Source organism: Enterobacter cloacae complex sp. P17RS, assembly GCF_014895885.1.
GTDB classification, from domain to species: domain Bacteria; phylum Pseudomonadota; class Gammaproteobacteria; order Enterobacterales; family Enterobacteriaceae; genus Enterobacter; species Enterobacter bugandensis.
Window position 1 is genome coordinate 212,590 of sequence record NZ_JADBQK010000006.1, and the last position, 26,081, is coordinate 238,670.

At 58.6% G+C, this 26,081-nt stretch carries 22 protein-coding genes and 2 pseudogenes; 14 read left to right on the forward strand and 10 right to left on the reverse strand.

Going from position 1 to position 26,081, the window contains the following annotated elements:
• Positions 1-190: 190 nt before the first annotated feature.
• Complete coding sequence (locus tag IM265_RS06585; protein ID WP_028015370.1) at positions 191-379, forward strand: hypothetical protein; 189 nt, start codon at positions 191-193, stop codon at positions 377-379.
• 41 nt (positions 380-420) lie between these two features.
• Here IM265_RS06585 and IM265_RS06590 read toward each other — a convergent pair whose 3' ends face one another.
• Together IM265_RS06590 and IM265_RS06595 are read right to left on the reverse strand one after the other, a co-directional pair.
• Complete coding sequence (locus IM265_RS06590; protein WP_126817920.1) at positions 421-1,542, reverse strand: cupin domain-containing protein; 1,122 nt, start codon at positions 1,540-1,542, stop codon at positions 421-423.
• A 135-nt stretch (positions 1,543-1,677) separates the two neighbouring features.
• A pseudogene (locus IM265_RS06595) lies at positions 1,678-2,283 on the reverse strand (ATP-dependent Clp protease proteolytic subunit); the annotation flags it as partial.
• Positions 2,284-2,368: 85 nt separating this feature from the next.
• Here IM265_RS06595 and IM265_RS06600 point away from each other — a divergent pair.
• Complete coding sequence (locus IM265_RS06600) at positions 2,369-2,755, forward strand: VOC family protein (RefSeq protein ID WP_193030162.1); 387 nt, start codon at positions 2,369-2,371, stop codon at positions 2,753-2,755.
• Between the two features lie 179 nt (positions 2,756-2,934).
• Entirely contained in the window at positions 2,935-3,552 is a 618-nt protein-coding gene (locus tag IM265_RS06605; protein WP_045259555.1) for a response regulator transcription factor, read from the forward strand.
• Between the two features lie 3 nt (positions 3,553-3,555).
• On the opposite strand, the gene IM265_RS06610 is transcribed toward IM265_RS06605, so the two are convergent.
• The 5 genes from IM265_RS06610 to IM265_RS06630 form a co-directional block, all read right to left on the reverse strand.
• Positions 3,556-9,138, reverse strand: a complete 5,583-nt coding sequence (locus IM265_RS06610; RefSeq protein WP_193030160.1) for an ATP-binding sensor histidine kinase — start codon at positions 9,136-9,138, stop codon at positions 3,556-3,558.
• 9 nt (positions 9,139-9,147) lie between these two features.
• Entirely contained in the window at positions 9,148-9,528 is a 381-nt protein-coding gene (locus tag IM265_RS06615) for a response regulator transcription factor (RefSeq protein ID WP_028015364.1), read from the reverse strand.
• 23 nt (positions 9,529-9,551) lie between these two features.
• Positions 9,552-9,812 carry a XapX domain-containing protein gene (locus tag IM265_RS06620; protein ID WP_028015363.1) on the reverse strand — a complete coding sequence of 87 codons (261 nt, stop codon included), beginning with the start codon at positions 9,810-9,812 and terminating at the stop codon, positions 9,552-9,554.
• Positions 9,809-10,030 carry a DUF1427 family protein gene (locus IM265_RS06625; protein WP_028015362.1) on the reverse strand — a complete coding sequence of 74 codons (222 nt, stop codon included), beginning with the start codon at positions 10,028-10,030 and terminating at the stop codon, positions 9,809-9,811. Before IM265_RS06625 ends, IM265_RS06620 begins: the two co-directional genes overlap by 4 nt.
• Before the next feature lie 61 nt (positions 10,031-10,091).
• Positions 10,092-10,778, reverse strand: coding sequence for a hydrolase (locus tag IM265_RS06630; protein ID WP_023331928.1), 687 nt, complete (start codon positions 10,776-10,778; stop codon positions 10,092-10,094).
• Between the two features lie 219 nt (positions 10,779-10,997).
• Here IM265_RS06630 and IM265_RS06635 point away from each other — a divergent pair, with 219 nt between their 5' ends.
• The 6 genes from IM265_RS06635 to mcrC all read left to right on the forward strand — a co-directional run bounded on the left by IM265_RS06635 (position 10,998) and on the right by mcrC (position 18,958).
• Positions 10,998-12,869, forward strand: a complete 1,872-nt coding sequence (locus tag IM265_RS06635) for an amidohydrolase (protein ID WP_193030158.1) — start codon at positions 10,998-11,000, stop codon at positions 12,867-12,869.
• On the forward strand, positions 12,869-13,276 hold the full coding sequence (locus tag IM265_RS06640; RefSeq protein ID WP_193030156.1) for a DoxX family protein: 408 nt from the start codon (positions 12,869-12,871) through the stop codon (positions 13,274-13,276). Before IM265_RS06635 ends, IM265_RS06640 begins: the two co-directional genes overlap by 1 nt.
• Positions 13,273-14,892, forward strand: a complete 1,620-nt coding sequence (locus tag IM265_RS06645; RefSeq protein WP_193030154.1) for an MFS transporter — start codon at positions 13,273-13,275, stop codon at positions 14,890-14,892. Before IM265_RS06640 ends, IM265_RS06645 begins: the two co-directional genes overlap by 4 nt.
• A gap of 30 nt (positions 14,893-14,922) precedes the next feature.
• Positions 14,923-15,744 carry an alpha/beta fold hydrolase gene (locus IM265_RS06650; RefSeq protein ID WP_047367250.1) on the forward strand — a complete coding sequence of 274 codons (822 nt, stop codon included), beginning with the start codon at positions 14,923-14,925 and terminating at the stop codon, positions 15,742-15,744.
• Positions 15,745-15,875: 131 nt separating this feature from the next.
• Complete coding sequence (locus tag IM265_RS06655) at positions 15,876-17,828, forward strand: AAA family ATPase (RefSeq protein WP_193030151.1); 1,953 nt, start codon at positions 15,876-15,878, stop codon at positions 17,826-17,828.
• Positions 17,825-18,958, forward strand: coding sequence for a 5-methylcytosine-specific restriction endonuclease system specificity protein McrC (gene mcrC, locus IM265_RS06660; protein WP_193030149.1), 1,134 nt, complete (start codon positions 17,825-17,827; stop codon positions 18,956-18,958). The genes IM265_RS06655 and mcrC overlap by 4 nt, the downstream gene beginning before the upstream one ends.
• Positions 18,959-18,998: 40 nt before the next feature.
• On the opposite strand, the gene IM265_RS06665 is transcribed toward mcrC, so the two are convergent.
• Both IM265_RS06665 and IM265_RS06670 read right to left on the reverse strand, forming a co-directional pair.
• Complete coding sequence (locus IM265_RS06665; protein ID WP_047367247.1) at positions 18,999-20,393, reverse strand: MFS transporter; 1,395 nt, start codon at positions 20,391-20,393, stop codon at positions 18,999-19,001.
• A 45-nt stretch (positions 20,394-20,438) separates the two neighbouring features.
• Positions 20,439-21,527: a cellulase family glycosylhydrolase gene (locus tag IM265_RS06670; RefSeq protein WP_193030147.1), complete on the reverse strand. Its 1,089-nt coding sequence runs from the start codon at positions 21,525-21,527 to the stop codon at positions 20,439-20,441.
• Positions 21,528-21,712: 185 nt separating this feature from the next.
• Between IM265_RS06670 and IM265_RS06675 the strand changes: the two genes are divergently transcribed.
• Complete coding sequence (locus tag IM265_RS06675; RefSeq protein WP_193030145.1) at positions 21,713-22,720, forward strand: LacI family DNA-binding transcriptional regulator; 1,008 nt, start codon at positions 21,713-21,715, stop codon at positions 22,718-22,720.
• On the opposite strand, the gene fosA is transcribed toward IM265_RS06675, so the two are convergent.
• Positions 22,706-23,131, reverse strand: a complete 426-nt coding sequence (fosA, locus tag IM265_RS06680) for a FosA/FosA2 family fosfomycin resistance glutathione transferase (protein ID WP_193030143.1) — start codon at positions 23,129-23,131, stop codon at positions 22,706-22,708. The two genes, IM265_RS06675 and fosA, sit on opposite strands and share 15 nt — an antisense overlap.
• Before the next feature lie 198 nt (positions 23,132-23,329).
• On the opposite strand from fosA, the gene trpS reads away from it, so the two are divergent.
• From trpS to IM265_RS06700, 4 genes and pseudogenes are all read left to right on the forward strand, one after another.
• Positions 23,330-24,334: a tryptophan--tRNA ligase gene (gene trpS / locus IM265_RS06685; RefSeq protein ID WP_193030141.1), complete on the forward strand. Its 1,005-nt coding sequence runs from the start codon at positions 23,330-23,332 to the stop codon at positions 24,332-24,334.
• Positions 24,335-24,506: 172 nt separating this feature from the next.
• Positions 24,507-25,189 (forward strand): annotated as a pseudogene (locus IM265_RS06690) (hypothetical protein).
• Entirely contained in the window at positions 25,182-25,529 is a 348-nt protein-coding gene (locus IM265_RS06695; RefSeq protein WP_193030139.1) for a hypothetical protein, read from the forward strand. Before IM265_RS06690 ends, IM265_RS06695 begins: the two are co-directional and overlap by 8 nt.
• A gap of 2 nt (positions 25,530-25,531) precedes the next feature.
• Positions 25,532-26,011 (forward strand): type VI secretion system tube protein TssD, encoded by a 480-nt coding sequence (locus tag IM265_RS06700; protein ID WP_048999276.1) that lies wholly within the window; start codon positions 25,532-25,534, stop codon positions 26,009-26,011.
• Positions 26,012-26,081 lie beyond the last annotated feature (70 nt).

The window sequence follows — 26,081 nt, forward strand, 5'->3', positions numbered from 1 at the left end:
TTGCACGAAAAATAACTGTAGCGCATAAATTCAGGCTTAAAAGGCTTATTAGCATTTTGAAACATCATTGACAGAATGGAATATGATGTCTATTTAACGCCGAAATGAAAAAATAAGAATGAGATGAATTATTTCCGACTGATTATTTCCCGATCATAATTAAATTATCGCAACCAACGAGGAGGTATTTATGACGATTCGCAACAATAATCGGGCAGAAATTTCGCTGGCTCTTGGTGAAGCGGTCCTGGACATCGTGCAAAAAGGCCATGAGTTATCGCGAGAGAATCTCGCCCAGGCGATGAAAATCAAAGCGGAGAAAGAGCGCGACGACGAGCGGCTTTTGAACTACTGGAAGGCGTGTAATATGCTGGTTTGAACGTAGCGGCGTTTAGGCTGACTAAACGCCGCCTCCTGTTACTACTCGTCGAAGTACCAGTACCCCTGGTTAATCAGCCCGGTGAGTTCGTCAACAAACGCCGGGTTTTTCAGCGCATCGCCCAGCTCGGCCTGGCCGAGTTCGGTGTAGCGGCACAGCGCATCCGCGCCCTTCGCGTCTACCGTCTCCAGCTGTTCGCTGTTGATGAAGAAGCTGCCGTTAACGTTCAGCACGCGCAGGCCGCTCAGGCGCGACAGCGTTTCGCCGCCCTGCAGCGCGTCCAGCACCTCGTCTGCCGAATACGGCGGCTCGGCGGCGGCGATATCCAGCTCGTGGCGCGGCGTGGAGACGAAGCTGCCAAACCATTTCGTGAAATCGTCCGGCTTGCTAATCATGTCGATCATCATCTGATGAATGCGATCGAGCTCGTACTGCTCCACGCGGCCCGGGTGTTCGCGGCAGGTCAGATCCGGATCGCTGTAGTGCTCGCCGCCCAGATCGTTTTCCAGCGCGTAGTCGGCAAAGCTGCTGATCAGATCGCGGCCGTTCGGCCCGCGGAAGCCGACGGAGTAGTTGAGCGCGGTTTCATGGGTGAAGCCGTCGTGCGGGAATCCAGGCGGAATGTAGAGAATATCGCCCGGGGCCAGATCTTCGTCGATGATCGGCTCAAACGGATCCACGTGCAGCAGCGCCGGATGCGGGCAGAACTGACGCATCGGCAGCTTGTCGCCCACGCGCCAGCGGCGGCTGCCCATCCCCTGAATGATAAACACGTCGTACTGATCGATATGCGGACCCACGCCGCCGCCCGGCACGGAGAAGGAGATCATCAGATCGTCCAGACGCCAGTCCGGCAGGACGCGGAACGGACGCACCAGCTCCGCGGCGGGCATATGCCAGTGGTTCACCGCCTGCGCCAGCAGCGACCAGCCGGTTTCGCCCAGACCGTCAAAGTGCTCAAACGGACCATTGCTGGCCTGCCATTTGCCGTTAGCGTGGCTCACCAGACGGCTATCGACTTCCGGCTCCATCGCCAGGCCTGCCAGCTCGTCCGGGGTAATCGGGTCGACAAAATTCGGGAAGGCATTTTTCAGCACTACGGGTTGTTTTTGCCAGTATTTCTCAAGAAATTCCGGCCAGTTCAGGTTCAATTGATACGCCATGGGTAGCACCAGTGAGAGGGGAAACAGGCGCGATTATAGGCAAGAAGGCAGAGGGGGAACTTGTCATGGGTCAAACGAGCGCGCGTAGGTCGGGTAAGGCGAAGCCGCTACCCGACACGTACACGGCGGTAAAACTTAATCCAGGTTCAGCTCGTCGTAATGGGTAATCAGTTTGCCCACGATGCCGTAGTCCAGCGCTTCTGCCGGAGACATCCAGTAGTTGCGGTCGGTGTCTTTTTTCACTTTTTCCAGCGGCTGGCCGGTGGCGTCAGCGATCAGCTTGTTGACGCGATCCAGCATGCGGATGATCTCACGCGCTTCGATCTCAATATCCGTCGCCTGACCGCGCACACCGCCCAGCGGCTGGTGGATCATAAAGCGGGTATTCGGCAGCGAGTAGCGGTGCTCTTTTTTCGCTGCCAGGAAGATGGTGATCCCGGCGCTCGCCACCCAGCCGGTGCCAATAACGTGCACTTCCGGGCGGATGAACTTGATGAAGTCGTGAATGGTGTCACCCGCTTCCACGTGGCCGCCCTGGCTGTTGATGTACAGCTTGATCGGATCGTTGCTGACGCTTTGCAGCAGGATCATCTGGGTAATGACCTTCTGCGCCAGCTCCTGGTTGATCTCGCCGGAGATGACAATCGAACGGGACTCCAGCAGTTTTTGCTGCAGAGCGCCCGCGCCGCTTGACCCTTCCGCTTTGTCCTTGTCGCTTTCTTTCAGTGTGTAGTGCATTGTTGTTTCCTCAGCTTGTCGCGCTCAAAACCAGAGTGTAGCCTGTTTTATCGGTGAAAGTCCTCACAGACAAATAACGAGGGATCTTATGAATATTGCACATGTCGCACTCTGGACCCGCAGCCTTGAAGCCCAGGTTCAGTTCTGGGAAACGGTGTTTAATGGCCGCAGTAACGAACGCTACGTCAGCAAAAACCGTCCGGGGTTTGAATCCCATTTTATTATCCTGGATGACGGGCCGACCCTCGAGCTGATGACGCTGCCCGACCTGCCCGACGCCCCGTCGCACCCGGAGTTTATCGGCTGGGCGCATATCGCCATTAACGTCGGCAGCAAGGCAAAAGTGGACAGCATGGCCGAGCGGGCGCAGGCAAACGGCACGCTGCTCAGCGCCCCGCGCATGACCGGGGACGGCTTTTATGAAGCGGTAATTGCGGACCCGGACGGCAACCGCATTGAGCTTGTCGGTGCATAAAAACAGCGTTTCATTCCTTCACCGCCCCCGCCCCGGCTCGCTATACTTCATATGGTTATCATATTGTTAAATGATAATGATATTTAATGTGTTAAGATGAAAGTCAGCATAAACAGTCTCTTACGCCACCGTTGAGACTGTTTGCATCCTCGACATTTAAATCAGCACCGGGGCGGTGAATGGAACACATTGTGTATGTGGTTGATGACGATGACGCGGTCAGGCAGTCCGTAATCGGGCTGCTGGAATCGGCAGACTTAAACGCCATCGGCTTTTCATCAGCAGAAACGTTTCTTCAACACCGGTTTGAGGATCTGCCGTCGTGCGTGATCCTCGACATGCAGATGCCCGCCATCTCTGGCTTCGAGGTGGCGGACGCGCTCAAAGACAGCGGGCGCGAGATCCCGATTATTTTTCTCACCGGCCACGGCACTATCCCGATGTCAGTGCGCGCCATAAAAGGCGGCGCGTACGAATTTCTCACCAAGCCCGTTGAATCCGCCGCGCTGATCGACGCCATTGAGTCCGCGCTGCAGCTGGCGGAAAACAACGCCGTGCGCAATAAAGAGCACTACGCCCTGAAGCAGCGCCATTTGTCCCTCACGCCGCGCGAGCACGAGGTGCTTGAGCTTGCCATCACCGGCAAGCTCAACAAGCAGATTGCCGCCGAGCTGGGCGTCAGCGAGATCACGGTGAAGGTGCACCGCCGCCGCGTGATGGAGAAAATGCAGGTGCGCTCCGTGGCCGAGCTGGTCAGGGCCGTTGAGCGCCTGACCAAAAGCCAGCCCGCGGAGTAACGTTTACCCTTCCTGCGCGGCCAGCGGCAGCGCGAAGGTAAACACCGTGCCGTGCGGCTCCCGGCGGCGCGCGCTCAGCTTTCCACAGTGGCGCTCGATGATGCTGGCGCTGATGGTCAGCCCCATCCCCATCCCCTGCGGCTTGGTGGAGTAGAACGAGTCAAAAATCTGCTCCAGCCGTTCGGGCTCAATGCCGCTCCCGGTATCGGCGATCTCAACGATCACTTTCCCTTCCGCGTTGGCGGTGCTGAGGATGATGGTGCTGGCGCGATCCCTCACCTCGGCCATCGCTTCTACCGCATTCATCACCAGATTCAGCAGCACCTGCTGGATCTGCACGCTGTCCCCGGTGATAAAGCTGTCGCTGGCGTTCAACAGATAATCAACGCTAATGTGTCTCTGCTCCAGCTCGCTGCGCGAAAGCGTGATGATATGGTGGATCAGGTAGTGCATATCGATGCGCGAGAAGGTGGGATCCTGCTTGCGCGTCAGGGACTGGATGCTGCGAATGATCTCCCCCGCACGCGCGCCTTCCGCGGCAATCTCCTCCAGCCCTTCGCGCACTTTATCCAGGCGGGCGGGCTCGCGGCTGAGCCAGCGCAGGCTCGCCCCGGCATTCGAGACGATGGACATCAGCGGCTGGTTGATCTCGTGGGCGATGGAGGAGGTCAGCTGCCCGACGGTGGTGGCGCGGGAAACGCGCGCCAGATCCGCCTGCGCCACCCGCATGGCATCCTCCGCGGCGCGCTGGCTGGTGATATCGGTAATGATGCCGTAGTACTCGTTCACCTCGCTGCCCACCCCCACCGGATCGCCAATTCCGAGGATGTAGCGCGTTGAGCCGTCGGTGCGCTTTATACGAAACTCCGCGCGCATGGAGAGCCCGTCGCGCACGCTCTGGGTGACGATGGCGCTGATGCGGGCGTAATCGTCCTCGTGGACGAAGGTTAAAAACTCCGCCATGGAGATCATCTTTTGCTGGTCGGGCAGGCCGAGAATGCGGGCGTACTCTTCCGAGACAAACATCAGATCCTGCTCCAGCTCCCAGCGCCAGCTGCCGGTGTGGCTGATCTGCTCGCCCAGCATCAGCGAGGTCTGGCTGGCGCGCAGCTCTTTTTCCACCCGGCGGCGCTGAATGTTCTCCGCCAGCAGCTCGGCGTAGAGCCGCGCCGTCTCCAGGGATACCGCTGCCTGCGCGCCCAGCAGGCTGACCACGCGCGAGTGCTCGGCGGTGAAGACCTCCGGCATCAGGCGGTTTTCCAGGTAGAGCACGCCCACCAGCCGCGCCTGTTTGAACATCGGGACGCACATCACCGCCGCCCCCGAGGTCACCAGATAAGGGTCCTGGCTGAAGGGATGAAACTCCTCCGGCTTGCCGGTGCGGATCTCCTGCCCGGTGCGGATCACCGCAGCCAGCACCGACAGCGGCATGTCGGTCGCCATCGGCACGTCTTTCAGGATCCGCACCCGCACGCCGTCGGTGCTGGTCCAGGCGCTGGCCTCGATCTCAGGGATCAGGTTATCGCTCACGCGAAGCAGCAGGCCGCGCTGCGCCCCGGCGCGTTCGAGCAGGATGGTCATCAGGTTTTCAATCAGGCGCTCAAGATTGATCTCTTCCGACAGCGCGCGGGAAGCCTTGATCACGCTCTGCAGATCGCGGATCGTCTCGTTCTGGGCAAACGCCACCGTGTCGTAGGCGCTGGCCTGCCCGGAGGCCAGCAGGTGCGGGAAATCCTGCTCCAGCTGGCGCACCTTGGCCTGCGCGCCCGCGCGGCCCCAGGCGGCAATCGAGCCGCGGAAGTGCGCGTCTGATGCGGTCGGGTAGCCGCAGGCCAGCGCAAAGCGGCCCGCCAGCTCGTGGGCCAGGGCGTTAATCGGGTTAAAGCCACCCTCGCGGGAGAGCCGGACCGCCTTCTCATACTGCTCAAGCGCAATGCTGTTCATCCCGTCCAGACGGACAATTTCGGCGTAGATCAGCGCCTCTTTATCCGCGAACGTGCCGGGATTAATGCGCGCCCAGAGGGCGATTTTGTCGTAGTGAGCGTGAATGCTGCGGCGGTGATTTGCCGAAAACGTCTCCGGCGTCAGCTGACGTGAGAGCGCCAGCGCGCTGTAGAGATGGTAATCCAGCAGATGGATATGGCCCGGCGCAGACCACGCGTACCAGCCCGCCATCTCAAGATCCGCCTGCGCGTCGGTATACTCGCCGCAGGTAAAGTGCGCCATGCCACGGTAGAGCCAGTACCAGAACAGCATGGTGGAGGTCTGCTCCGGGGCCTGCTCCGGCGACGCGGGAAGCAGCGCCTCGGGCAGCGCCTGCGACGCGGTCCAGGTGCCGATCGTCGGCGTGCGCAAAAACTCCACGAAGGTGCGCTGGAGCATCAATATGGTCTCCACGTCCTGGAAGTGGGTTTTACGTACAAACGCCAGGCCGCGATCGATGCTGGTCAATACCCCGTCCAGGTGATCGCCCCGTGAGAGGAAGTTAATGACCTGATGGCAGGCCGCAAAGCAGGCCACCGTCATATCGCCGTGGGTAACGGCGGCGGTGAAGCAGGCTTTTGCGCACTCGATGGTGAATGACAGCGGCTGGGTCCAGACGCTGAGCTGGTCGAGGGGCAGCAGGGTTTTGGCTTCGAACGCGTCGTAGCCGTGGCGGTTCACCAGCTCGCGGGCCAGGGTGCCGTACTGGAACCCAAGGCGGTACTCGGCGTAGCGCTGGCCAATCAGCACGCCAAACCAGGCCATCGCCGTGGTGGAGGCGCCAGTGATGCCGTGGTCGAGGGTCAGGTGCATCATGCGGCAGAGCAGCAAAAAATGCAGGCGCGGGCAGATGAAGCTGGCGCAAATGCTGGCGCTGTAGAGCAGGTTCATCACCGCTTCGGTTTCCGGGTTATCCATCCGCGACAGCTGGGCAAAAAGGCTTTGCGGCGCGTCGGCCGTGCGGTTGCAGAAGTGTTCCCAGGCCTCGTCGCAGTCGGCATCTTCCGGGTGGCGGCCAATCTGAATACCAAAAATCCCCAGCCAGCAGAGCGCCGCCTCCAGCGCCAGACGGCTGTCCGACTGGCGAATGTACACTTCCACCAGCAGGTTGGCCGCCAGCGCCTTTTCGGTCAGCCCGCCGGGGCAGCCGAGGATGGCGTCACACAACTCGCGGGTGCGCTCCAGGTGTCCCAGAGCAAACTCGCAGCCCGCCTCTTCGATATCAAGCATAAAGTCTGACACCGTCCCGGCGTTGCCCAGCGCTCTGGCGGTCTGGATATAGCTGAGCGCCGATGGATAATCCCCCGAACGCTTTGCCCGTCGTGCGGCCAGCAGGCTCAGCTCGCGGAACATCTGGCGCTGCGGCGCGGGCTGGATGCAGTCCAGCGCGGCCGTGACGTGGTGAACGGCGCGGAACAGCAGTTCGTTCCCCGCGGCCTGACGCGCGGCGTCGGCCAGCAGGCTGGCGGTGGTCAGGTGAAGATGGCTTTTCTCATGCTGATCCAGCATCGCAAAGGCCGCCTCCTGCACCCGGTCGTGGGTGAAGGCGTACTCTTTTTCCGTCAGCACAATGAGCTGGGCCATCACCGCCGGATGCAGCGCATAGCGCATTTCCGCCATCGACATGCTGACCACCCGGCAGATCATCTCCATCTCGCCCGTGCCGCCGAGGCAGGCGAGGCTGCCCAGCAGGCGGCGCGTCTCGTCGGGCAGCTCTTCGAGCTGCTCCAGCACCAGGGTAACGACGTTTTCGGTGTAGTGCCGGGCGCGGATCGCCTGCAGATCGTAGTGCCACTTATCCTGATATTTGTTGTGCACCACCAGCCCGTCATCCACGATGCGGCGGAAAAATTCGTGCACAAAGAGCGGGTTGCCCCCGGTTTTCTCGTGGATCAGCGTGGCGAGGTCGGTCGTCGCCGCGCTGCGGGCACGAAATATCGTCGCCAGCCAGCGCGCCACCGCCTTCACGGACAGCGCCTGCGGGACAATTTCAGTCGCGTTTTGCGCCGCCTCCGGCAGGCTCGCCAGCTGCTGTTGCAGCGTTGGTTCAGACAACGAACCGATATCGCGGTGGGCGACCACCAGCAGCAGCGGGATAGCGCCGCAGGTCACCAGCAGATGTTTCAGCGTATGCAGGCTGGCCGCGTCGCTCCACTGGAGATCGTCGAGCACCAGCACCAGCGGGCAGCCCTGAGAAGCAAAGGTTTTTACCTGCGCCAGCACCATATGGCTGAAGCGCGCCCGGGCATCAATGGAAAACGTATCCGCCGAGTAGCGCGGCTTGCTCTCAAGGAGCAGCCCCAGCTCGGGCACCAGGCTGACGGCCAGCGCTTCGTATCCCTCCAGGGCGCGCGACAGGCGGATTTTCCACTTCGCTACCTCTTCCGCGGGCAGCCCCAGCAGGTGCAGCGTCAGGGTGCGGAACGCGGAGCTTAATACGCCGTAGGGTAAAGACGGCGAGAACTGATCGACTTTCCCCACCGCCAGCAATACCTGACGCTGCTGCAGCGTTTTGAGCGCCGTCGCGATGATGGACGATTTGCCAATCCCCGACGGCCCGCCGATTGTCACCAGTTCCGGCACCAGGTTCTGCCCCACCCGCTCAAACGCGGCAATGACGTCATTCGCCTGCGGATGCGTCGCGAACAGGGAGTCCGCCAGATGGATCGCGGGAGTGCGGTCCTGCTGGCCGGGCGTAAAGGCGACGATCTCGCCCTCGCAGGTCAGCGTCGCCTGGCAGCGGCGGAGGTCGGCAATCAGCCCGTCGACCGTCTGGTAGCGGTTATCGGGGTGCTTCTCCAGCAGCTTGAGGATGATGGTCGACAGCATTCCCGGCACGTCCGGGCGAATCACGTCCGGGGCCAGCGGCTCCGAGGCAATATGGTAGTGCGCCCAGTTGGTTTGATCGTCCTCCCCCAACTCAAACGGCAGGCGTCCGGTCAGGAGTTCATACAGCACCATGCCGAGGCTGTAGAGATCGCTGCGGCCGTCAACGGGACGCCGGGTGCGGGTGGTGTGCTCCGGCGACATATACGCGGGCGTACCGCCTGAAACGGCAAGCCGGGTCTGGGAGAAGGCACCGGAGAGGCTACAGGAGAGGCCAAAGCTGCCCAGACGGCAGGTGGCATCGTGATGAACAAAAATCGCGCCGGGCTTGATATCGCCGTGGATCAGGTTTTGCAGGTGCATCTGGCGCAGGGGAACGCAGATCTGGATCGCCATCTCAATAAAGCGCGAGATCCCCGAGATCGCCCTGCCCGCGCGCCGCGCCAGCAGCTCAAACGCAAACGGCGCATACACCAGCGCGAAACGTCCCCGGTACTGGGTGGAGGCAACGGCGCGGATGGCCCAGCTGTCCTGCAGCACGTCACGCAGCGCAAATTCGTTTTTCAGCAGCCGCGTGGCCCGCTCTTCCTCTTCGTCGCTCACCGCGGTGGCAATGATGAACGAACCGCCTGAATGGGGATGACGCGCGTGCATCCAGGCGATACCGCCCTCCTGCGCCAGCACGGTAAAAATCACATCCTCTTTAAGGACAAAAACCCGCCCCTGGTGAAGATTCCCCTGGGCGGGCCAGAATGCAGGCTGCTCGTGTTCGTTCATCCGCGATCCTTATCGTCGGCGGGCCAGCTCCCGCTGTATATGATCCAGCAGAATATCGATGTTAATGGGTTTACGCAAAAATGCAGCGGCGCCCAGGCTAAGAGCGTACCGCTGCATATTTTCATCAGCATGACCGGAGATAAAGATCACGGGCGGCGGGGGAACGGCCAGCAGCCGCAGCTTGTCAAACAGCTCCAGGCCGCTCATGCCCCGCAGCTTGATATCGGCGATCACCAGCGCCGCGCCGGACAGGGCGAGCGGATGGCTCAGAAATACCTCTGCCGAATCAAACGTATCGGCGGCATACCCTTCCGACTCCAGGAGATTACTCAGCCCGCTGCGGACGGAACGTTCGTCATCAATGATGGCAATGCGCCACGGCAGCGTCATGCTGTCTTTCCTCAAAAAAATCATTAAACGTCGCGATCGTCCTTCGCGGGCGCGGGGGGCGCCGTGCCGCTGATTTTCGGCACGCATTCGTGACGAAACCAGGCGAGGGTAAACGGTTCGCGACTCAGTAAACGCCGTCCCACCGGGATGAGCTGTTCACCCACCAGCATGCCAAACAGGCCAAGCAGGGCGACAACCGGCGGTGCCGGGGAATGAACGTCGAGCAGGGCGTAAATTACCCCAGCAACCACGCCGCACACCAGCGAAATTATCCATGCTCTCATGACGTCGCTCCCGTCTGCGATTTCACCTGCGGAACCGTTACCTGAGGAGGCGGCGCGCCGTCACGGGATAACAGATGGCGCGTCGCCTGTTCACCCGCCAGCATCCCCAGCAGGCCAATCAGCGCCAGCGCGGGCGGCGCGGGGGAGCGCACCTTCAGCACGGCATACATCAGGCCAATCAACACGCCTGCGGCAAGGGATATCAGCCCAGTACTCATTGTAAACTCCAGAGAAAGAGGCAGCGGCGAGCCGGATGAGGGACCAGCCCGCCAGCGGAACTTAGCGAGCCGGGACCGGCGCTAAGGTGCGGTGCTCGCTCTTCTGGCGAGACGGTGCTTTGTGCACCATGGTGTAGGCGTAATCCACGCCCATGCCGTACGCGCCGGAGTGTTCGCGCACGATATCCATCACTGCGGTGTAGGTCTCTTTACGCGCCCAGTCGCGCTGCCACTCCAGCATCACCTGCTGCCAGGTCACCGGGATCACGCCTGCCTGGATCATGCGCTGCATCGCGAAGTCGTGGGCTTCTTTGGAGGTGCCGCCGGACGCGTCCGCCACCATATAAATTTCGTAGTCGCCTTCCAGCATCGCGCACAGGGCAAAGCTGTTGTTGCACACTTCGGTCCACAGGCCGGCAACCACCACCTTCTTCTTGCCGTTAGCCTTCAGCGCGTCGCGCACCTTCTGGTCGTCCCAGGAGTTCATGGAGGTACGCTCCAGAATGTCCTGGCCCGGGAAGACGTCCAACAGCTCCGGATAGGTATTGCCGGAGAAGCTTTCTGTCTCAACGGTGGTGATGATGGTCGGGATGTTGAACACTTTGGCCGCTTTCGCCAGCGCCACGGTGTTGTTTTTCAGCACCTGGCGGTCAATAGACTGCACGCCAAACGCCATCTGTGGCTGGTGATCGATAAAGATGATCTGACAGTTCGCAGGGGTTAACACTTCGAGCTTTGAAGAGGTCATAGCATTTTCCAGTGGTTAAGGGTAGAAATCGCCGCGAGCGCCGCGACGATAAAGTCACCCTCATCCTGCGGTTTTCCGTCGCCGCGCGTAATTATCTCTTCGTATAGTTAACCTTAGGTATAGTTATACTTTGGTATACCTATCCTATTGTATAACTGGATCTTTGCCGAAACCGGTTCCCATAATCCTGACCATTCCCCCTCTCAGTCAGGAGCAGTTATGGTTACCCTCGGTAAAGCCGATCTTATTCTGGTTAACGGCCAGTTTCACACCGTCGATCGCGAGAACCCTGTCGCGGAAGCCGTTGCCGTGCGCGATGGAAAATTTCTGGAAGTGGGTACCGTCGCCGAGGTGATGCAGCACCATTGCGACGGCACTAAGGTGGTGGATTTGAAAGGCCACACCGCGATCCCCGGCCTGAACGACTCGCACCTGCACCTGATCCGCGGCGGGCTGAACTACAACCTCGAGCTGCGCTGGGAAGGCGTGCCGTCGCTGGCTGATGCCCTGCGGATGCTGAAAGAACAGGCCCTGCGCACGCCGTCGCCCCAGTGGGTGCGCGTGGTGGGCGGCTGGAGCGAGTTCCAGTTTGCCGAGCGCCGCATGCCGACGCTGGATGAGATTAACGACGCCGCGCCGGACACCCCGGTCTTCATTCTGCACCTGTACGACCGCGCCCTGCTCAACCGCGCCGCGCTGAAGGTGGTCGGCTACACCAAAGAGACGCCGAACCCGCCGGGCGGCGAGATCCAGCGCGACGCCAACGGCAACCCGACCGGGATGCTGATCGCCCGCCCGAACGCCATGATCCTGTACTCAACCCTCGCCAAAGGGCCGAAGCTGCCGCTGGAGCAGCAGGTTAACTCCACCCGTCAGTTTATGCGCGAGCTGAACCGCCTGGGGCTGACCAGCGCCATCGACGCGGGCGGCGGCTTCCAGAACTACCCGGAAGATTACGAGGTGATTGCCGAGCTGCACGAGAAAAAGCAGATGACCATCCGCATCGCCTATAACCTGTTTACCCAGCGTCCGGGCCACGAGCTGGAAGACTTTGAAAAATGGACCGACATGCTCACGCCGGGCCAGGGCAGCGACTTCTTCCGCCACAACGGCGCGGGCGAGATGCTGGTCTTCTCCGCCGCCGATTTTGAAGACTTCCTCGAGCCGCGCCCGGACCTCGCGCCGGGCATGGAGGACGAGCTGGAGCGCGTGGTACGCCATCTGGTGGAGCACCGCTGGCCGTTCCGCCTGCACGCCACCTATAACGAATCCATCAGCCGCATGCTGGACGTGTTCGAGAAGGTGAACCGCGACATTCCGTTCAACGGCCTGCACTGGTTCTTCGACCATGCGGAAACCGTTACCCAGGCCAATATCGACCGCATCAAAGCGCTCGGCGGCGGCATTGCCGTCCAGCACCGCATGGCCTTCCAGGGGGAGTACTTTGCCGAGCGCTATGGCATCGAAGCCACCCGCCACACGCCGCCGGTGGCAAAAATGCTCGAGACCGGCGTACCGGTGGGCTTAGGGACGGACGCCACCCGCGTGGCGAGCTACAACCCGTGGACCGCGCTCTACTGGCTGGTCTCCGGCCGCACCGTCGGCGGGATGCAGATGTACGATCATAGCGCCCGCCTGGACCGCGATACCGCCCTGATGCTCTGGACCCAGGGCAGCGCGTGGTTCTCCAGCGAGCAGAACCAGAAGGGGCAGATCAAGGTCGGCCAGCTCGCGGATCTGGCGGTGCTGAGCAAAGACTACTTCCGCGTGCCGGAAGAGGAGATCAAGGGCATCGAGTCCGTCCTCACCGTGGTGAACGGCGATATCGTCTATGCCGCAGGCAGCTTTGGCCCGCTCGCGCCACCGGCCATTCCGGTTCTGCCCGAGTGGTCCCCGGTGGTGAAAGTGCCGGGCCACTACCGCAGCGCGCCGCCGCAGGCTACGCGCGTCGGCTTGAGTGTGGCCCACCACTGCAGCGGCCCGTGCGGGGTTCACAGCCACCAGCATGATTTCGCCCGCACGTCAGAGATGCCGGTGTCCGACGATAACGCTTTCTGGGGGGCGCTGGGCTGCAGCTGCTTTGCATTCTGATGAAAAACACTACTACGCCGCCCCGGGTCGACCTGGGGCTGTTCTTCCTGCGCCTCACCGGCAGCCTGCTGCTGCTCTACGTGCACGGCCTGCCGAAGGTGCTGCACTTCAGCGCAGAGCTGACGCGCATTGAAGATCCGTTCGGCTTCGGGCCTTACGCGAGCCTGATCCCGGCGATCGTCGCCGAGGTCATCTGCCCGCTGTTGATCATTGCGGGCGTCTACACCCGCCTGGCGTGCCTGCCGATTATCGCCGTGCTGCTGGTGGCGATGCTGGCGGTCCACCCGGACTGGTCGATTGCCGAAGGGCAGTTTGGCTGGCTGCTGCTGATTATCTTCACCACTCTCGCCCTCACCGGGCCGGGCCAGTGGCGGCTGCAGCGCAAGGCAACGGAGAGGTTCGCATGACCCAGGTTAACGACGTTCGCGACGCACACGTTGAGACGACGCCCGCGCGGGCGGTTTCGCCCTGGCAGCCGCTGAGCCAGCCGGTGTTCCGCATGCTGTGGATCGCCACGGTGGTCTCTAACGTCGGCTCATGGATGAGCGACGTCGGCATCAACTGGAGCATGCTGACCCTGAGTGCCGATCCGCTGGATATCGCGCTGGTGCAGGCCGCCAGCAGCCTGCCGATGTTCCTCTTCGCCCTGCCGTCCGGGGTGATGGCGGACATCGTTGACCGGCGTAAATACCTGCTCTTCTCCCAGCTGTGGGTGTTCATCGCCGCCGCCGGGCTGACGGTGCTCTCCTTCACCGGACACGTCACCCCTACCGTTCTGCTGGTGGCGACGTTCCTGCTGAGCGTGGGCGCGGCGATGAGCTCGCCGCCGTTCCAGGCCGTGGTGCCCGATCTGGTGAGCAAGCCGGAGCTGGGTGCCGCCGTGGCGCTGAACTCGCTCGGGGTGAATATCAGCCGGGCGATTGGCCCCGCGCTGGGCGGTTTTCTGCTTTCGCTCGCCGGGCCGTGGATGGTGTTTGCCCTGAACGCGCTGTCCGTGGTGGGCGTGGCGTGGGTGCTGTGGCGCTGGCGTCCGGCGCCGTCCGTGCAGCGCCTGCCGCCGGAGCACTTCTTCTCCGCGGTGCGCTCCGGCATTCGCTACGTGCACGCCGCGCCGGTGCTGCGCAACGTGCTGATGCGCACCGTGGCCTTCTTCGTTTTCGGCAGCGCGGGCTGGGCGCTGCTGCCGCTGGTGGCGCGCCGCGAGCTGGGCTTAGGCCCGGCGGGCTACGGCGTGATGCTGGCGTGCATTGGCCTGGGGGCGATTGCCGGGGCGATCCTGCTGCCGCGCCTACGCCAGCGGCTGAACGCCGATCGGCTGATGGTGGCCGCGAGCCTGGTTTTTGCCCTCACCATGCTGGCGCTGGCGTTCGTGCGCCACGTCTGGCTGCTGAACCTGTTTGAGTTCTTCACCGGCTTCGCGTGGATTGCGGTGCTCTCGACGCTGAACCTCGGCGCGCAGCGCAGCGCCGCCCGCTGGGTGAAGGCCCGCGCGCTGGCGGTCTACCTGACGGTGTTCTTCGGTTCGATGACCACGGGCAGCGCCATCTGGGGGCAGATCGCCTCGCAGTTTGGCACCCCGACCTCGCTGGTTGTCGCCACGCTGGGGATGGTGCTGGCAAGCGCAACGGTGTTCCGCTGGAAGCTGGAGAAAGATCCTGATTTGAACCTCGACCTGAGCGGCCAGCCGCTGGACGGCGTGGAGATTGAGCTGCCGAACGAGCGCGGCCCGGTGCTGGTGTCGCACGAGTACATCATAGACCCGCAGAACGCGAAAGCCTTCCTGGAGGCGGTACACGAGCTGCGCCGGGTGCGCCGCCGCGCCGGGGCGATGAGCTGGGCGGTGTACGAGGATATTGAGCGCCCCGGCCTGTTTATTGAGACCTTCCTGATGGGCTCGTGGATTGAGCATCTGCGCCAGCAGGAGCGCCACACCATGAATGACCTCCTGCTGCAGAGCCGAGTTCTGGCTTTTCATCAGGGCACAACATCACCGGCAATTCGCTATCTGGTCGCGCCGGTATAACCATAACCATCACCTGTACAGGAACACACTATGGCAACCTTTAAGGCAAAAGACGGCACGCAGATTTACTACAAAGACTGCGGCGCGGGTAAACCGGTTCTCTTCAGCCACGGCTGGCCGCTGGACGGCGACATGTGGGACAGCCAGCTGAACTACCTGGCCGAACGCGGCTTCCGCGCCATCGCCTTTGACCGTCGCGGCTTTGGCCGCTCGGATCAGCCGTGGAACGGCTACGACTACGATACCTTTGCGTCCGACATTAACGACCTGATCACCACCCTGGACCTTCAGGACGTGACGCTGGTGGGCTTCTCCATGGGCGGCGGCGACGTGACCCGCTACATCAACAACTACGGCAGCGCGCGCGTGGCCGGTCTGGCGCTGCTGGGCGCGGTCACGCCGATCTTCGGTAAATCCGACTCCTTCCCGCAGGGTGTGGATCAGAGCGTGTTCGACGGCATTCGCGACGGACTGCGTAAAGATCGCGCCCAGTTCATCAGCGACTTCGCGACGCCGTTCTACGGCATCAACGCCGGGCAGACCGTCTCTGCCGGTGCCCTGACGCAGACGCTGAACATCGCTCTGCTGGCGTCACTGAAGGGCACCATCGACTGCGTGACCGCGTTCGGCGAAACCGACTTCCGCCCGGATATGGCGAAAATAGACGTGCCAACGCTGGTGATCCACGGCAGCAATGACCAGATCGTACCGTTTGAAACCACCGGCAAGCTGGCGGCGGAGATGATCAAAAACGCCACGCTGAAGGTGTACGACAACGCGCCGCACGGCTTCGCGCTGACCCACCAGGATCAGCTCAACGAAGATCTGCTGGCGTTTGTGAAGTCGCTGTAACGTCGTGCAGGGGCATGTTGATCCGGCATGCCCTTATAGATCACTGTTTTAGGTAGTTATTCACTCAGGCTTGCAATCCCGTAAAATTCATTCGCCAGGTTACTGAAGCCTGTAATTTTACTGGAGAGCATATGGACGCAGTTGAGCAAGACGTCAGATTCGAATGGGCAGACTTTTATCAGGCTTTTGCCTCTCAGCTACTGACCTGGCGAAATCGAAGAGAGGAGTTGGTGGCGGGTATTCACCGCATTGCTGCTGAGATTGGTAGTATGTCACACCTACAGGACAAGCCCGCTAATGGCGTCCCCCATCCTTTGAAAGACATTTGTCCTTTCACCACTATGGGGTTGTTTAATCGCTCGCTTACCGTTACCAACCGAAGAAATATCGCAGCCAGCCTGGCAAAACTGATAGGCGTACGCGAAAAGGTTCCTGAATCGTTCGACGGTATTCCGCTACTTAACAATCAGAAATCATGGTTCTTTGGCTATGAGAAATCACGTAAGCCTGAAGACATCGATACGCTGTGGGAAATGTTTTCTCAGGCAATCTCCTTCGCCGACACCCCAAACGCCGATCCCGCTGACTTCCTCTTTTCTTATGACGCCGCATCTAACGTGCGCAATGTGGGCTGGAACCTGACAATGGGATTGTACTGGCTACGCCCCTGGTTCTACCCTACGCTGGATAGCCAGTCTCAGTACTACATCCAGAAAGTCCTGAACATTAAAATCATTAAAAAAGGTGCCAAAGGGCGCTGTAGCGGACACAACTATCAGACCGTAGCCCTGGCGCTCAAAAAGGCTTTTACCCAGCCAAACTATCCGGTTCACTCCTTCCCTGAACTCTCTCTGGCGGCATGGAATATCGATTTGCAACAATCAAATGATGAAGTCGAGCGGCTGACATGGAAAGCGTATTTGCTCAATAAGATCAAGGTGCTGTGCCTACGAAAAGACAGCCCATTTTTCTCTTTGAGGGAGTTAAAAGAGGCCTATCTGGATGAGATTAAGGCGGATTATCCCAATAACAATACTATTGAATCATCCATTTCATATTATCTGCAAAAACTACGTGATGATGATGAACTGGAGTTTCAGACCCCCGGCAATTATGAATACCTCAACTTCGATAAAGGTGAATTGCAGAGCATCACCGAGGAAACGGTTGAAGAGAACGTGCCCGCAGAAATCCCCCACAAGCCTTACGCGATAAGCAATTTGATCGATGAGGGCTGCTTTTTAGAAGAGGAAAAAATCCAATTCATCCTTCAGCGGTTACAGGCCAAAAAAAACCTGATCCTTCAGGGCCCGCCGGGAACCGGTAAAACCTGGCTTGCGCGCCGTCTGGCGTATTGTCTGATGGGCGAGGAAACCTCTAAGCGCATCAGCGCGGTGCAGTTCCACCCTACCCTCTCCTACGAAGACTTTATTCGCGGCTGGCGTCCTAACAATGAAGGACGTTTAGCACTGGTAGACGGGCCTTTTCTCCATGCAATCGACAAAGCAGTAAACGATCCGACAACTAAGTACGTGGTCATTATTGAGGAGATTAACCGGGGCAATCCTGCGCAAATTTTTGGCGAAACGCTGACGCTGATGGAGGCGGATAAACGTACGCCGAATGAGGCGCTTGAGCTCTCATATCGATCTGATATGGATGAAAAAACCTACATTCCTGAAAACCTGTATATCATCGGGACGATGAATATCGCTGACCGCTCGCTTGCCCTGCTAGACCTGGCATTACGGCGCCGCTTTGCGTTTATTGATCTAAAGCCCGAGTTTAACGACGCGTGGAAAAAATGGGTTAACCAACGGTTTAATGTGAGCCTGGACACATTAGCCCTTATCGAATCCAAATTAACCGCTTTAAATGAAAAATTGTCCAGGGATGCGGCCCTGGGACCTCAATTTTGTATCGGGCATAGCTATGTAACCCCACCTGCGGGGTTGAAAATTGACGACGGGATGACCTGGTACGAGCAGATTGTCGAAACCGAAATCTGCCCTTTACTTGCCGAATACTGGTTTGATACGCCGGAGAAAGTCCAGGATTCCAGAAAGGAGCTTCTCAGCGTATGACCGATCTTGCTGAACGTGACGATACGCAGGCTCGGGCAGCTGTATCGCGTATTCCTTTGCGGAATATCTGGCTATTGATGCTGTACGCCTCCAGTCTGTTTCGCCACCACGGGCGCAGCATGGTTGCCGCTGAAAACAACCCGGAGGAGATCCCGGCGCTGGTGGCCAGGATCCTGCTTCACGAAGTGGAGCAGCGGCTGTTAAGGCATTTAAGTATGGGATACCAAACTCGCCGCGCCACGCTTAACAGGGTAAGGGGACGCATTGATGTTCTGCGCACAACTAGTCGACAATTGCTTGAGCGGGCACAGGTAACCTGCCAGTTTCAGGAAATGACGCTGGACACACCACGAAATCGCTATGTTCGCTCTGCGTTAGAGCACCTTGTTCCGCTGCTCAGCAACGGCACGCTGGCTGCACAATGTCGCACAATGGCAATCAATTTGCGTCGTCGTGGTATTGAGGGGAGTATGCCCGGCAAAGGTGAACTGCCGTCAATCACACGTTTTGGCCGCCATGATGCGGCGGATAAAGCCATGGTCGATGCCGCGAAGCTGGCATTTGAATTATGGCTACCAACCCAAACTGCGGGGCAAAAACTGTTGCCAACGCCTTCTGATGACCCTTATTGGATGCGCAAGCTCTTCGAGAAAAGTATGGCGGGTTTCTATCACTTCCATCTTCCCAAAAAAGACTGGACAGTCGCTGCCGGAAAAGAGTTGAAATGGGGATTAACGTCTCAAAGTGCAGGGAGCGAAAGTATTTTCCCAACCATGAACTCGGACATTATTCTTGAGCACAAGCAACCTCCACAGCGCGTCATCATCGACACCAAATTCAATAACATTCTGACTAAAGGCTGGTATCGAGATAAGAGCTTGCGCAGCGGTTATATCTACCAGATTTATACCTATCTGCGAACGCAGGAGAACCGAACAGACCCATTATCTCTCCGTTCAGCTGGATTATTACTTCATCCAGCCGTCGATGTAATGCTCTACGAATTCGTTGAGGTACAGGGGCATAAAATCCACTTTGCCACCTTAGATTTAGCAGCAGATGCCGCCACAATGACTCAGCAATTATTGAAATTAGCGCGTGATTGCTGTGGGATAACTGACGTGAATTAAGTTCTGAAGTGGACGCCTGCATGACAGGCGCCCATTTCTCTTAGTTCGCCGGGGCCGGACGCTCCAGCCGCTCATTCTCCGCACGGCTATTTTCTACATGATGCCGACGCTCCGCCAGCAACCGACAAACCTCCGCATGCTTCTCCTCGGTAAAGGTAAAGCGCGACATAAAGCCCATGCGGATCAGCGACCCAATCGCCGGTAACAAACAAATCCCAAAGAACAGCCCCGACAGTACGCCTTCGCTCTGGATCTGCGCCTGCGGCACGTAGCCGATCATCGTCAGAAACACGCCAATAAGCCCGCCGCCCACCGCCACCGACATCTTGCCGGTAAAGGTCTGCCCGGAGAAGGTGATCGCCGCGCAGCGCTTGTTAGTGTGGTACTCCGCGTACTCGATGGTGTCGGCAATCATCGACGAGGTAAGGATGTTGGTCATCATCACGAACAGGGTGCTCAGGCCGAGGAGAATAAACAGCATCGTCACCTGCTGATAGCCGACAAACCACATCACCACGCGCACCGCCACGTCCAGCCCGCAGAGGATCATAAACAGCTTCCGCTTCTGCATCCGGCGCGTCAGCATCGGGGCGACCAGGCACAGCACCGCCGCCACAATGCCCATCACGCCAATCGCCATCTGCAGGCTGCCGTCGCCCAGGTTGTTGATAAAGAAGTAGATATACAGCCCGCCCGCCACGTTGTGGAACACGCAGAAAAAGAACGACAGCAGGACGATAAACAGCGGCTTGTTCTGGCGCAGGTTGTGGAAGGTGTCGCGGATGGTCACCTTTTCCGGGCTCGGCGGCACACGCTCTTTGATCTGCATAAAGCCGTTGAGCATCAGCGGCAGGCCCACCAGCATCATCACCAGCGCCGCCATAAAGTAGCCTTTATCGTTGCTGTACTGGGCGAAGAACGCCGCCAGCTTCGGGAAGAAGATATTGGCGCAGGCAATCCCGGCGTTCACCCCGAGCATCGCCGCCGTCACCGCGCGGGTGCGCTGGGCGGAGTCGTTGGTCATCACCGACGACATCGACCAGAACGGGATATCGGAGATGGCGTACAGCGTTCCCCACAGGATATACGTCACCCCGGCGTAGAGGATTTTGGTGGTCATGTCCGCTTCGATTTTATAGAACGACAGCAGCGTGACGCCGGTGATCAGCAAAGGCGCGATCAGCAAAAAGTGGCGAAACTTGCCGAACCGGCTGTTAATGGTGTCCATAATGCTGGCAAACAGCGGATCGTGAACCGCGTCCCACGCGCGGGCAATCAGGAAGATGGTGCTCGCCGCCAGCGCCGAGATCCCCAGCACGTCGGTGTAAAAATAGTTAATAAACGAACCCACTAAACCAAAGCTAAAACACTGACCTAAACCATAGCCAAAATAAGACCACAACTCGCGAGACGGTATTTTCATTGTCGTTGCCATAGTGCGTACCTGGTTGCCCGGCGACAGCGCGCCGGGTCGTTATTATTAGCCCTGCGGATTCGGGGCGATTTTGCGCAGCTTCTGCATCAGCGCAATTTCAGCGCGTGAGAACGGAATCCCGTTCTCCTCAAACACGTCGTGGAACCAGAGGCGACAGTAGTCCGTAGACTCTTTCATCACCACCGGCCACGGCAGCCACGTCTGGGTTTTGCCGCGCACCAGCCCCCACTGATACGGCGCAACCTTCGCCATGTACATCAGCGGAAGCTGCTCTTCGATGGTGCTGCCCACGTGGCGCGCCAGCCATTCGGTGCAGAACAGTGGGCGACCGAGCTTTTGCAGCTGCTGAATCATCGCCGTCATGCGCCCCGTGTGGGTGTAGGCGTGGAAGCTCACCACGTCCGAGAGCGCCAGCGCGGTCTGGTCCAGCGGGTGCTGGAAGAACGTCTCGCCCTCCTCTTCCGGCGGGACGCGCCACGCGCAGACGGTGAGCGGCTGGGTCGGGTCTTCTTCACGCACCCAGCGGAACGCCAGCTTCATCAGCGCGTGGGCGCAGGTCTCCAGCTTCGCGTCGTATTGCACCTCCTGTGTGCCGGTCGCGAAAATGCCGCGGTTGCCCGGCTCGTTATAGAGATCCCAAAGCAACACGCGCCTGTCGTCGCGGAACTGGCGCACAACGTCGCGGATATAGCGTTCAATGTCTGCCCAGCAGTCGGGATCGCACACCTTATCGCGACCGGGGCTCGCCGCCGCCTGGCTGTTGTGCTTGCCCGGCACGGGCGGCTTTTGCGGGCCGAGGTACGGCTCGTCGCCGGAGAAGCCGCAGTCGTCCATCAGGGTCAGCATGGTGCTGAACCCGTGACCGTCGGCAATCGTCAAAAAGCGGTCGATGCGCGCCATCAGCCCGTCGCGGTCATCCTCCCAGACGATAAACGGCAGATTAATGCGCAGGGTGTTATAGCCCGCGTCCGCCGCCCAGCCCAGCTCGCGGTCAATGGTTGCGGCATCGAAGGTCTCTGCCTGCCAGATATCGGTCCAGTTCACCGCCGTCGACGGCAAATAGTTAAACCCGCACAGCCAGCCTTTCTGCTCATACCACGCCTGTGCCTGCTCCCTGCTCCACTGCTCTTTCATTACGCATCCTCTTACTGATAATATTTAGCTAATAAATATTAGTTGCGGGATAAATGCGCAAATCACGGCGTTTAGAAAAGCGATGCCACTCACAAAGTTCACGCTTCGATGAATGAGAAACGTGATCGACGGCGCTAAAGCGTGCGGTTAGGGTATGATGCGAAGTCGCGAAAGGGAGAGGACGGATGAAGCGAAAAACAAAAGTGACGATGAACGATATTGCGCGGGCGGCAGGGGTGTCGCAGGCGACGGTATCGCTGGTGCTTAACCAGTCCCGCAACATCAAGCTTAGCGACGAGACCCGCCACAGGGTGATTAGCGTCGCCACCGAGCTCGGCTACGACCGCCTCCCCACCGTTCACGCCCCGCGCAACCAGGAAGAGATCGCCCTGCTGGTCAGCTCGCTGCAGAGCTTTGACCCGTTTATCGACGCCATCAGCCAGGCGCGGGAAGCCGCGTGGCGCAACGAGACCCTGCTCACCGTCTACGACTACGGCGACGACGTGGAGCTGGCGCTGAACATTATCCGCCAGCTGGACAAGCGCAACTGCATCGGGATTATTCTCGCCTCTCCGGTCACCACGCTGGTGGACATGACGGCGTTTCACGACTGCACCCGCATCCCGCTGGTGCTACTCAACCAGCGAGACCCCGGCTCGCCGCTGCTGCCGTCGTTTATCCCGGACGACTACGCCAACGCTTTCCAGGTGACTAAACACCTCATCGCCTGCGGGGCCACGCGCATCGCCCACATCACCGGCGAGAGCTGGATGGAGGCCTCCCGCCAGCGTCTGGCGGGCTACCGGGCGGCGCTACAGCAGGCCGGACTCGCGTGCGACGACGGCCTGGTGCGCCAGACCAACTGGCAGTTCAGCGAGTCCTTTACCGCCACCACCTCTTTGCTGGAACTGACCGAACGCCCGGACGCCATCTTCTGCGCCAGCGACTGGCTGGCGATTGGCTGCTATCAGGCGCTGGCGGTGAACGGCGTGCGCATCCCGCAGGACATGCTGCTGGCGGGCTACGACGACCAGAAGATCTCCGAGCAGCTCACCCCGCCGCTGACCAGTATCCAGCTGCCCTACAGCGAGCTGGGACGGCTGGCGGTGGAGTACCTGTGCAATGAGGAAGATGCCGCCACGCACGTGACGCTGGCGGGCAGGCTGAAAGTGCGCGCCTCAAGCCTCGTCTGAGGTAAACACCATGCCCGCGTAGGGCTTCTCGCGACACGCCGCCAGCCGCGCGGCGAGGCTGCCCACGTGCAGCTCCAGCTTATGCCCGTCCGGATCGAGAAAATAGAACGACGCCCCCTCGCTTTTGTTCTGCTTCCAGAGGGTGACGCCCGCCTGCTCGAGCCTTTGTGAGAACGGTTCAAAATCCGCTTCCGCCACGGTAAAGGCGTAGTGGGTATAGTCGCTCTCCTGCGGCGGCACGTACCGGCGCGCCTCGTCGTACGACAGGCAGACCCACAGATCGCCGCAGGTGAGATAGGCCCCGGTATTCCAGCGGGCGTGCAGGGTCAGCCCCAGCAGTTCGTGCCAGAAGGTGACGCTTTTTTGCAGGTCGCTGACCGCGAGGGTCAGGTGGTTGAGTGATTGCAGCATGACGTGCCCTTTTGTTTTTCGCGCCTGACGTGGTACGGTAAAAGCATGAACATAAACCACGCCATGCTCACCGTAAACCGCTGGTGGCTGCCTTCTTAAAGGCGGCACGGAGTAGTTTTTCCCATTTCAGATAGCCGCCGAAAGGCGGCTTTCACTTTTCTAAGACCCCTTTCGGTATTACAACGTTAAGGAGTCTTTATGAACGCACCCACCATCCTCACCGGCGATCGCCCAACCGGCCCGCTGCACCTCGGCCACTTCGTCGGATCGCTGCGCCAGCGCGTGGCGCTCCAGCACACGCACAACCAGTTTGTGCTGATTGCCGACCTGCAGGGGCTGACCGACAACGGCAGCAACCCGCAAAAAATTCGCGACAACATCCCCGAAGTGCTGGCCGACTACCTCGCCGCCGGCATCGACCCGAACCTGACCACGATTTGCCTCCAGTCCGCCCTGCCCGCCCTCGCCGAGCTGACGATGCTGTATATGAACATCGTCACCGTCGCCCGCGTGGAGCGTAACCCGACGGTGAAAAACGAGATTGAGCAGAAGGGCTTCGCCCGCTCACTGCCGGTCGGGTTTATGGCCTACCCCATCAGCCAGGCAGCTGACATCACCGCGTTCAAGGCCGAGTGCGTGCCGGTCGGCGACGACCAGCTGCCGATGATTGAGCAGACCAACGAGATTGTGCACAAGATGAATAGCCTGCTGCCCGCCCCGGTGCTGCGCCACTGCAAGGCGATGCTGAGCGACACCAGCCGCCTGCCCGGCATCGACGGCAGCGCCAAGATGTCGAAATCGCTGGGCAACACGCTGCACCTTTCGGCCAGCGAAGAGACCATTCACCGTGCGGTGAGCGCCATGTACACCGACCCGCACCACCTGAAGGTGAGCGACCCGGGGCAGATTGAGGGGAACGTTGTGTTTACGTATCTCGACGCGTTTCATCCGGACAAGGAGAAAGTGGCGGCGATGAAATCGCACTATCAGGCAGGCGGGCTGGGTGACCGGGCGTGCAAGAACGAGCTGGAGGGGTGTTTGCAGGAACTGATTGCACCGATGCGGGAGCGGAGGGCGATGTATATGCAGGACAAGGGGGAGCTGATGGCGATGCTGAAGCACGGGACCGAACGGGCGCAGGGGGTGACGCAGGAGACGTTGAGGGAGGTGAAGGTTGGGCTGGGGGTGCCGGTGTTTAGTTAAGTTAGGTTGAGCGGTGGGGTGCGTGGGATTAGCATGAAGCCGCTTATTATCTCATTAAAATTGAAATTGATACCTCTAACAATACTTAACTTCTTATTTAGATAATATAAATTGCTTCAGTCACATTAATATTACATTGATAAATCCTTTATTGCGCTTTTAAAGGATTATTATGGCCGATGTAGAAGATATAGCCCGGAGATTATGCAATATTATCGTTTCTCCTGATACAGTTACTGGGCTTATAAATGGAGGGCTATCTGTACCGCTAGATTATGGATATCTGGTCTATGGTATCTTTGACACGGATACGAGGTATGCCCGTGAAACTCAACGTATAAGAATGATGACTGCCATAAAAAACGACATTTTGAATTACGAGAACATTGTCAACGCTGTTAAAAGTATTTTTAAAGTATTCAATAGATATTTAACCGAGGATGAGCAGGATAAAATATACCGATCTGTAACGACTTCAATTGCAGGTAGAATATCAACCAATATTATTGCATCTACTATCGCAAAACATGTTATTGAAAGAACGTCCTTCACATTTGTTGTTTTCAAAGGAAAAAAAAACCAATCACGGCACTGAGCACACTCCTTTTGTTTGGGGGAATGGCTGAACGCTCAATCAGAACATCTGACAGACTCAAAGCCGAAGCCCCTGAGATATATCAACTTCTGAGACCCAGAGACTACGATCTACTTTATTTTCTGTTCGCTGATGCCGTCCAGCCTTTCGTAGATGCTATCCATGCAGGTTATTCAGAAGGTATGCCTGTATTTAATCAGATCATGAAGAAAGTTAATGAAAAACTAACAACACACACTACGGTAGGCGCGTATGAGTAAGTTTATCATCCCAATTATAAATCTGCTTCTTTGCTCATATTTACTTTTAGCCTATATCCTTTGCTGGATAGAATTCGAAACCTGGCATGATAAAACAATCGCCTTTTGCATTATTACCATAAGTGCTTACATTATTTCATTTGTAATAAATAAATTCCTGCCAGGAAAGATACATATTTTGGGCGGGCTCCTGGATGTGTTATCAGGTCCCTTAATGATCATCGGGGCATTTGCTTGTATAGCTGTCCTTGAACCATGGCCGCTGAAAATAATTGGCTTATTCATATGGGTCGTGGCGATGTTGCACCTACCTTCTTTTGTAAATATAGATGAGGAATAATCATGTCAAATCCAGCATATCTATGGTTAACCGATGCTAATGGCTCACCCGTCGTAGGAGGTTCCATGGTGTCCGGTCGGTTAGGTGCTATTGAATTAAAGGCAGTCACTCATCACCTCACCATTCCTGTGAGTGGAAATACAGGCCGACTAACAGGTACCCGTGTACATACACCGATTGCTGTTCAGAAAGTGTTTGATAAAACAACTCCGGTTCTTATCAGGGCACTGTGTGAAAACCAAACGCTAAAATCGGCTACGATCAAAATGTATCAAATTGATGATGCAGGAATCGAGAGAGAATATTTCAACATTATCCTGGAGAATGTAAAAATCACGGGGATTACACCAAATCTGTTCCCGGGTTCTGGAACAGGAACGCATACAGAGACAATCGAGCTAAGATATGAGGCAATCACCTGGAAACACTGTGACGGGAATATAGTTTACAGAGATGCCTGGAATCATATGGCGATAGCCTGAACCGACTTTAAAATTTCTCGGGCCGAGGTAACGTTGTGCTTGTCGGTCCGACCAAGCGGAACGACGCCGG

Excerpts from the sequence above, each read along its gene's own strand:
- IM265_RS06630 (WP_023331928.1), bottom strand. The coding sequence starts at position 10,778 with ATGACCTCTTCAAAGCTCGAAGTGTTAACCCCTGCGAACTGTCAGATC.
- IM265_RS06590 (WP_126817920.1), bottom strand. The coding sequence starts at position 1,542 with ATGGCGTATCAATTGAACCTGAACTGGCCGGAATTTCTTGAGAAATAC.
- IM265_RS06675 (WP_193030145.1), top strand. The coding sequence starts at position 21,713 with ATGAAGCGAAAAACAAAAGTGACGATGAACGATATTGCGCGGGCGGCA.
- IM265_RS06585 (WP_028015370.1), top strand. The coding sequence starts at position 191 with ATGACGATTCGCAACAATAATCGGGCAGAAATTTCGCTGGCTCTTGGT.
- IM265_RS06600 (WP_193030162.1), top strand. The coding sequence starts at position 2,369 with ATGAATATTGCACATGTCGCACTCTGGACCCGCAGCCTTGAAGCCCAG.
- IM265_RS06670 (WP_193030147.1), bottom strand. The coding sequence starts at position 21,527 with ATGAAAGAGCAGTGGAGCAGGGAGCAGGCACAGGCGTGGTATGAGCAG.
- IM265_RS06615 (WP_028015364.1), bottom strand. The coding sequence starts at position 9,528 with ATGACGCTGCCGTGGCGCATTGCCATCATTGATGACGAACGTTCCGTC.
- IM265_RS06695 (WP_193030139.1), top strand. The coding sequence starts at position 25,182 with ATGAGTAAGTTTATCATCCCAATTATAAATCTGCTTCTTTGCTCATAT.
- mcrC (WP_193030149.1), top strand. The coding sequence starts at position 17,825 with ATGACCGATCTTGCTGAACGTGACGATACGCAGGCTCGGGCAGCTGTA.
- fosA (WP_193030143.1), bottom strand. The coding sequence starts at position 23,131 with ATGCTGCAATCACTCAACCACCTGACCCTCGCGGTCAGCGACCTGCAA.
- IM265_RS06625 (WP_028015362.1), bottom strand. The coding sequence starts at position 10,030 with ATGAGTACTGGGCTGATATCCCTTGCCGCAGGCGTGTTGATTGGCCTG.
- IM265_RS06620 (WP_028015363.1), bottom strand. The coding sequence starts at position 9,812 with ATGAGAGCATGGATAATTTCGCTGGTGTGCGGCGTGGTTGCTGGGGTA.
- IM265_RS06645 (WP_193030154.1), top strand. The coding sequence starts at position 13,273 with ATGACCCAGGTTAACGACGTTCGCGACGCACACGTTGAGACGACGCCC.
- IM265_RS06605 (WP_045259555.1), top strand. The coding sequence starts at position 2,935 with ATGGAACACATTGTGTATGTGGTTGATGACGATGACGCGGTCAGGCAG.
- IM265_RS06700 (WP_048999276.1), top strand. The coding sequence starts at position 25,532 with ATGTCAAATCCAGCATATCTATGGTTAACCGATGCTAATGGCTCACCC.
- IM265_RS06665 (WP_047367247.1), bottom strand. The coding sequence starts at position 20,393 with ATGGCAACGACAATGAAAATACCGTCTCGCGAGTTGTGGTCTTATTTT.
- trpS (WP_193030141.1), top strand. The coding sequence starts at position 23,330 with ATGAACGCACCCACCATCCTCACCGGCGATCGCCCAACCGGCCCGCTG.
- IM265_RS06635 (WP_193030158.1), top strand. The coding sequence starts at position 10,998 with ATGGTTACCCTCGGTAAAGCCGATCTTATTCTGGTTAACGGCCAGTTT.
- IM265_RS06640 (WP_193030156.1), top strand. The coding sequence starts at position 12,869 with ATGAAAAACACTACTACGCCGCCCCGGGTCGACCTGGGGCTGTTCTTC.
- IM265_RS06650 (WP_047367250.1), top strand. The coding sequence starts at position 14,923 with ATGGCAACCTTTAAGGCAAAAGACGGCACGCAGATTTACTACAAAGAC.
- IM265_RS06655 (WP_193030151.1), top strand. The coding sequence starts at position 15,876 with ATGGACGCAGTTGAGCAAGACGTCAGATTCGAATGGGCAGACTTTTAT.
- IM265_RS06610 (WP_193030160.1), bottom strand. The coding sequence starts at position 9,138 with ATGAACGAACACGAGCAGCCTGCATTCTGGCCCGCCCAGGGGAATCTT.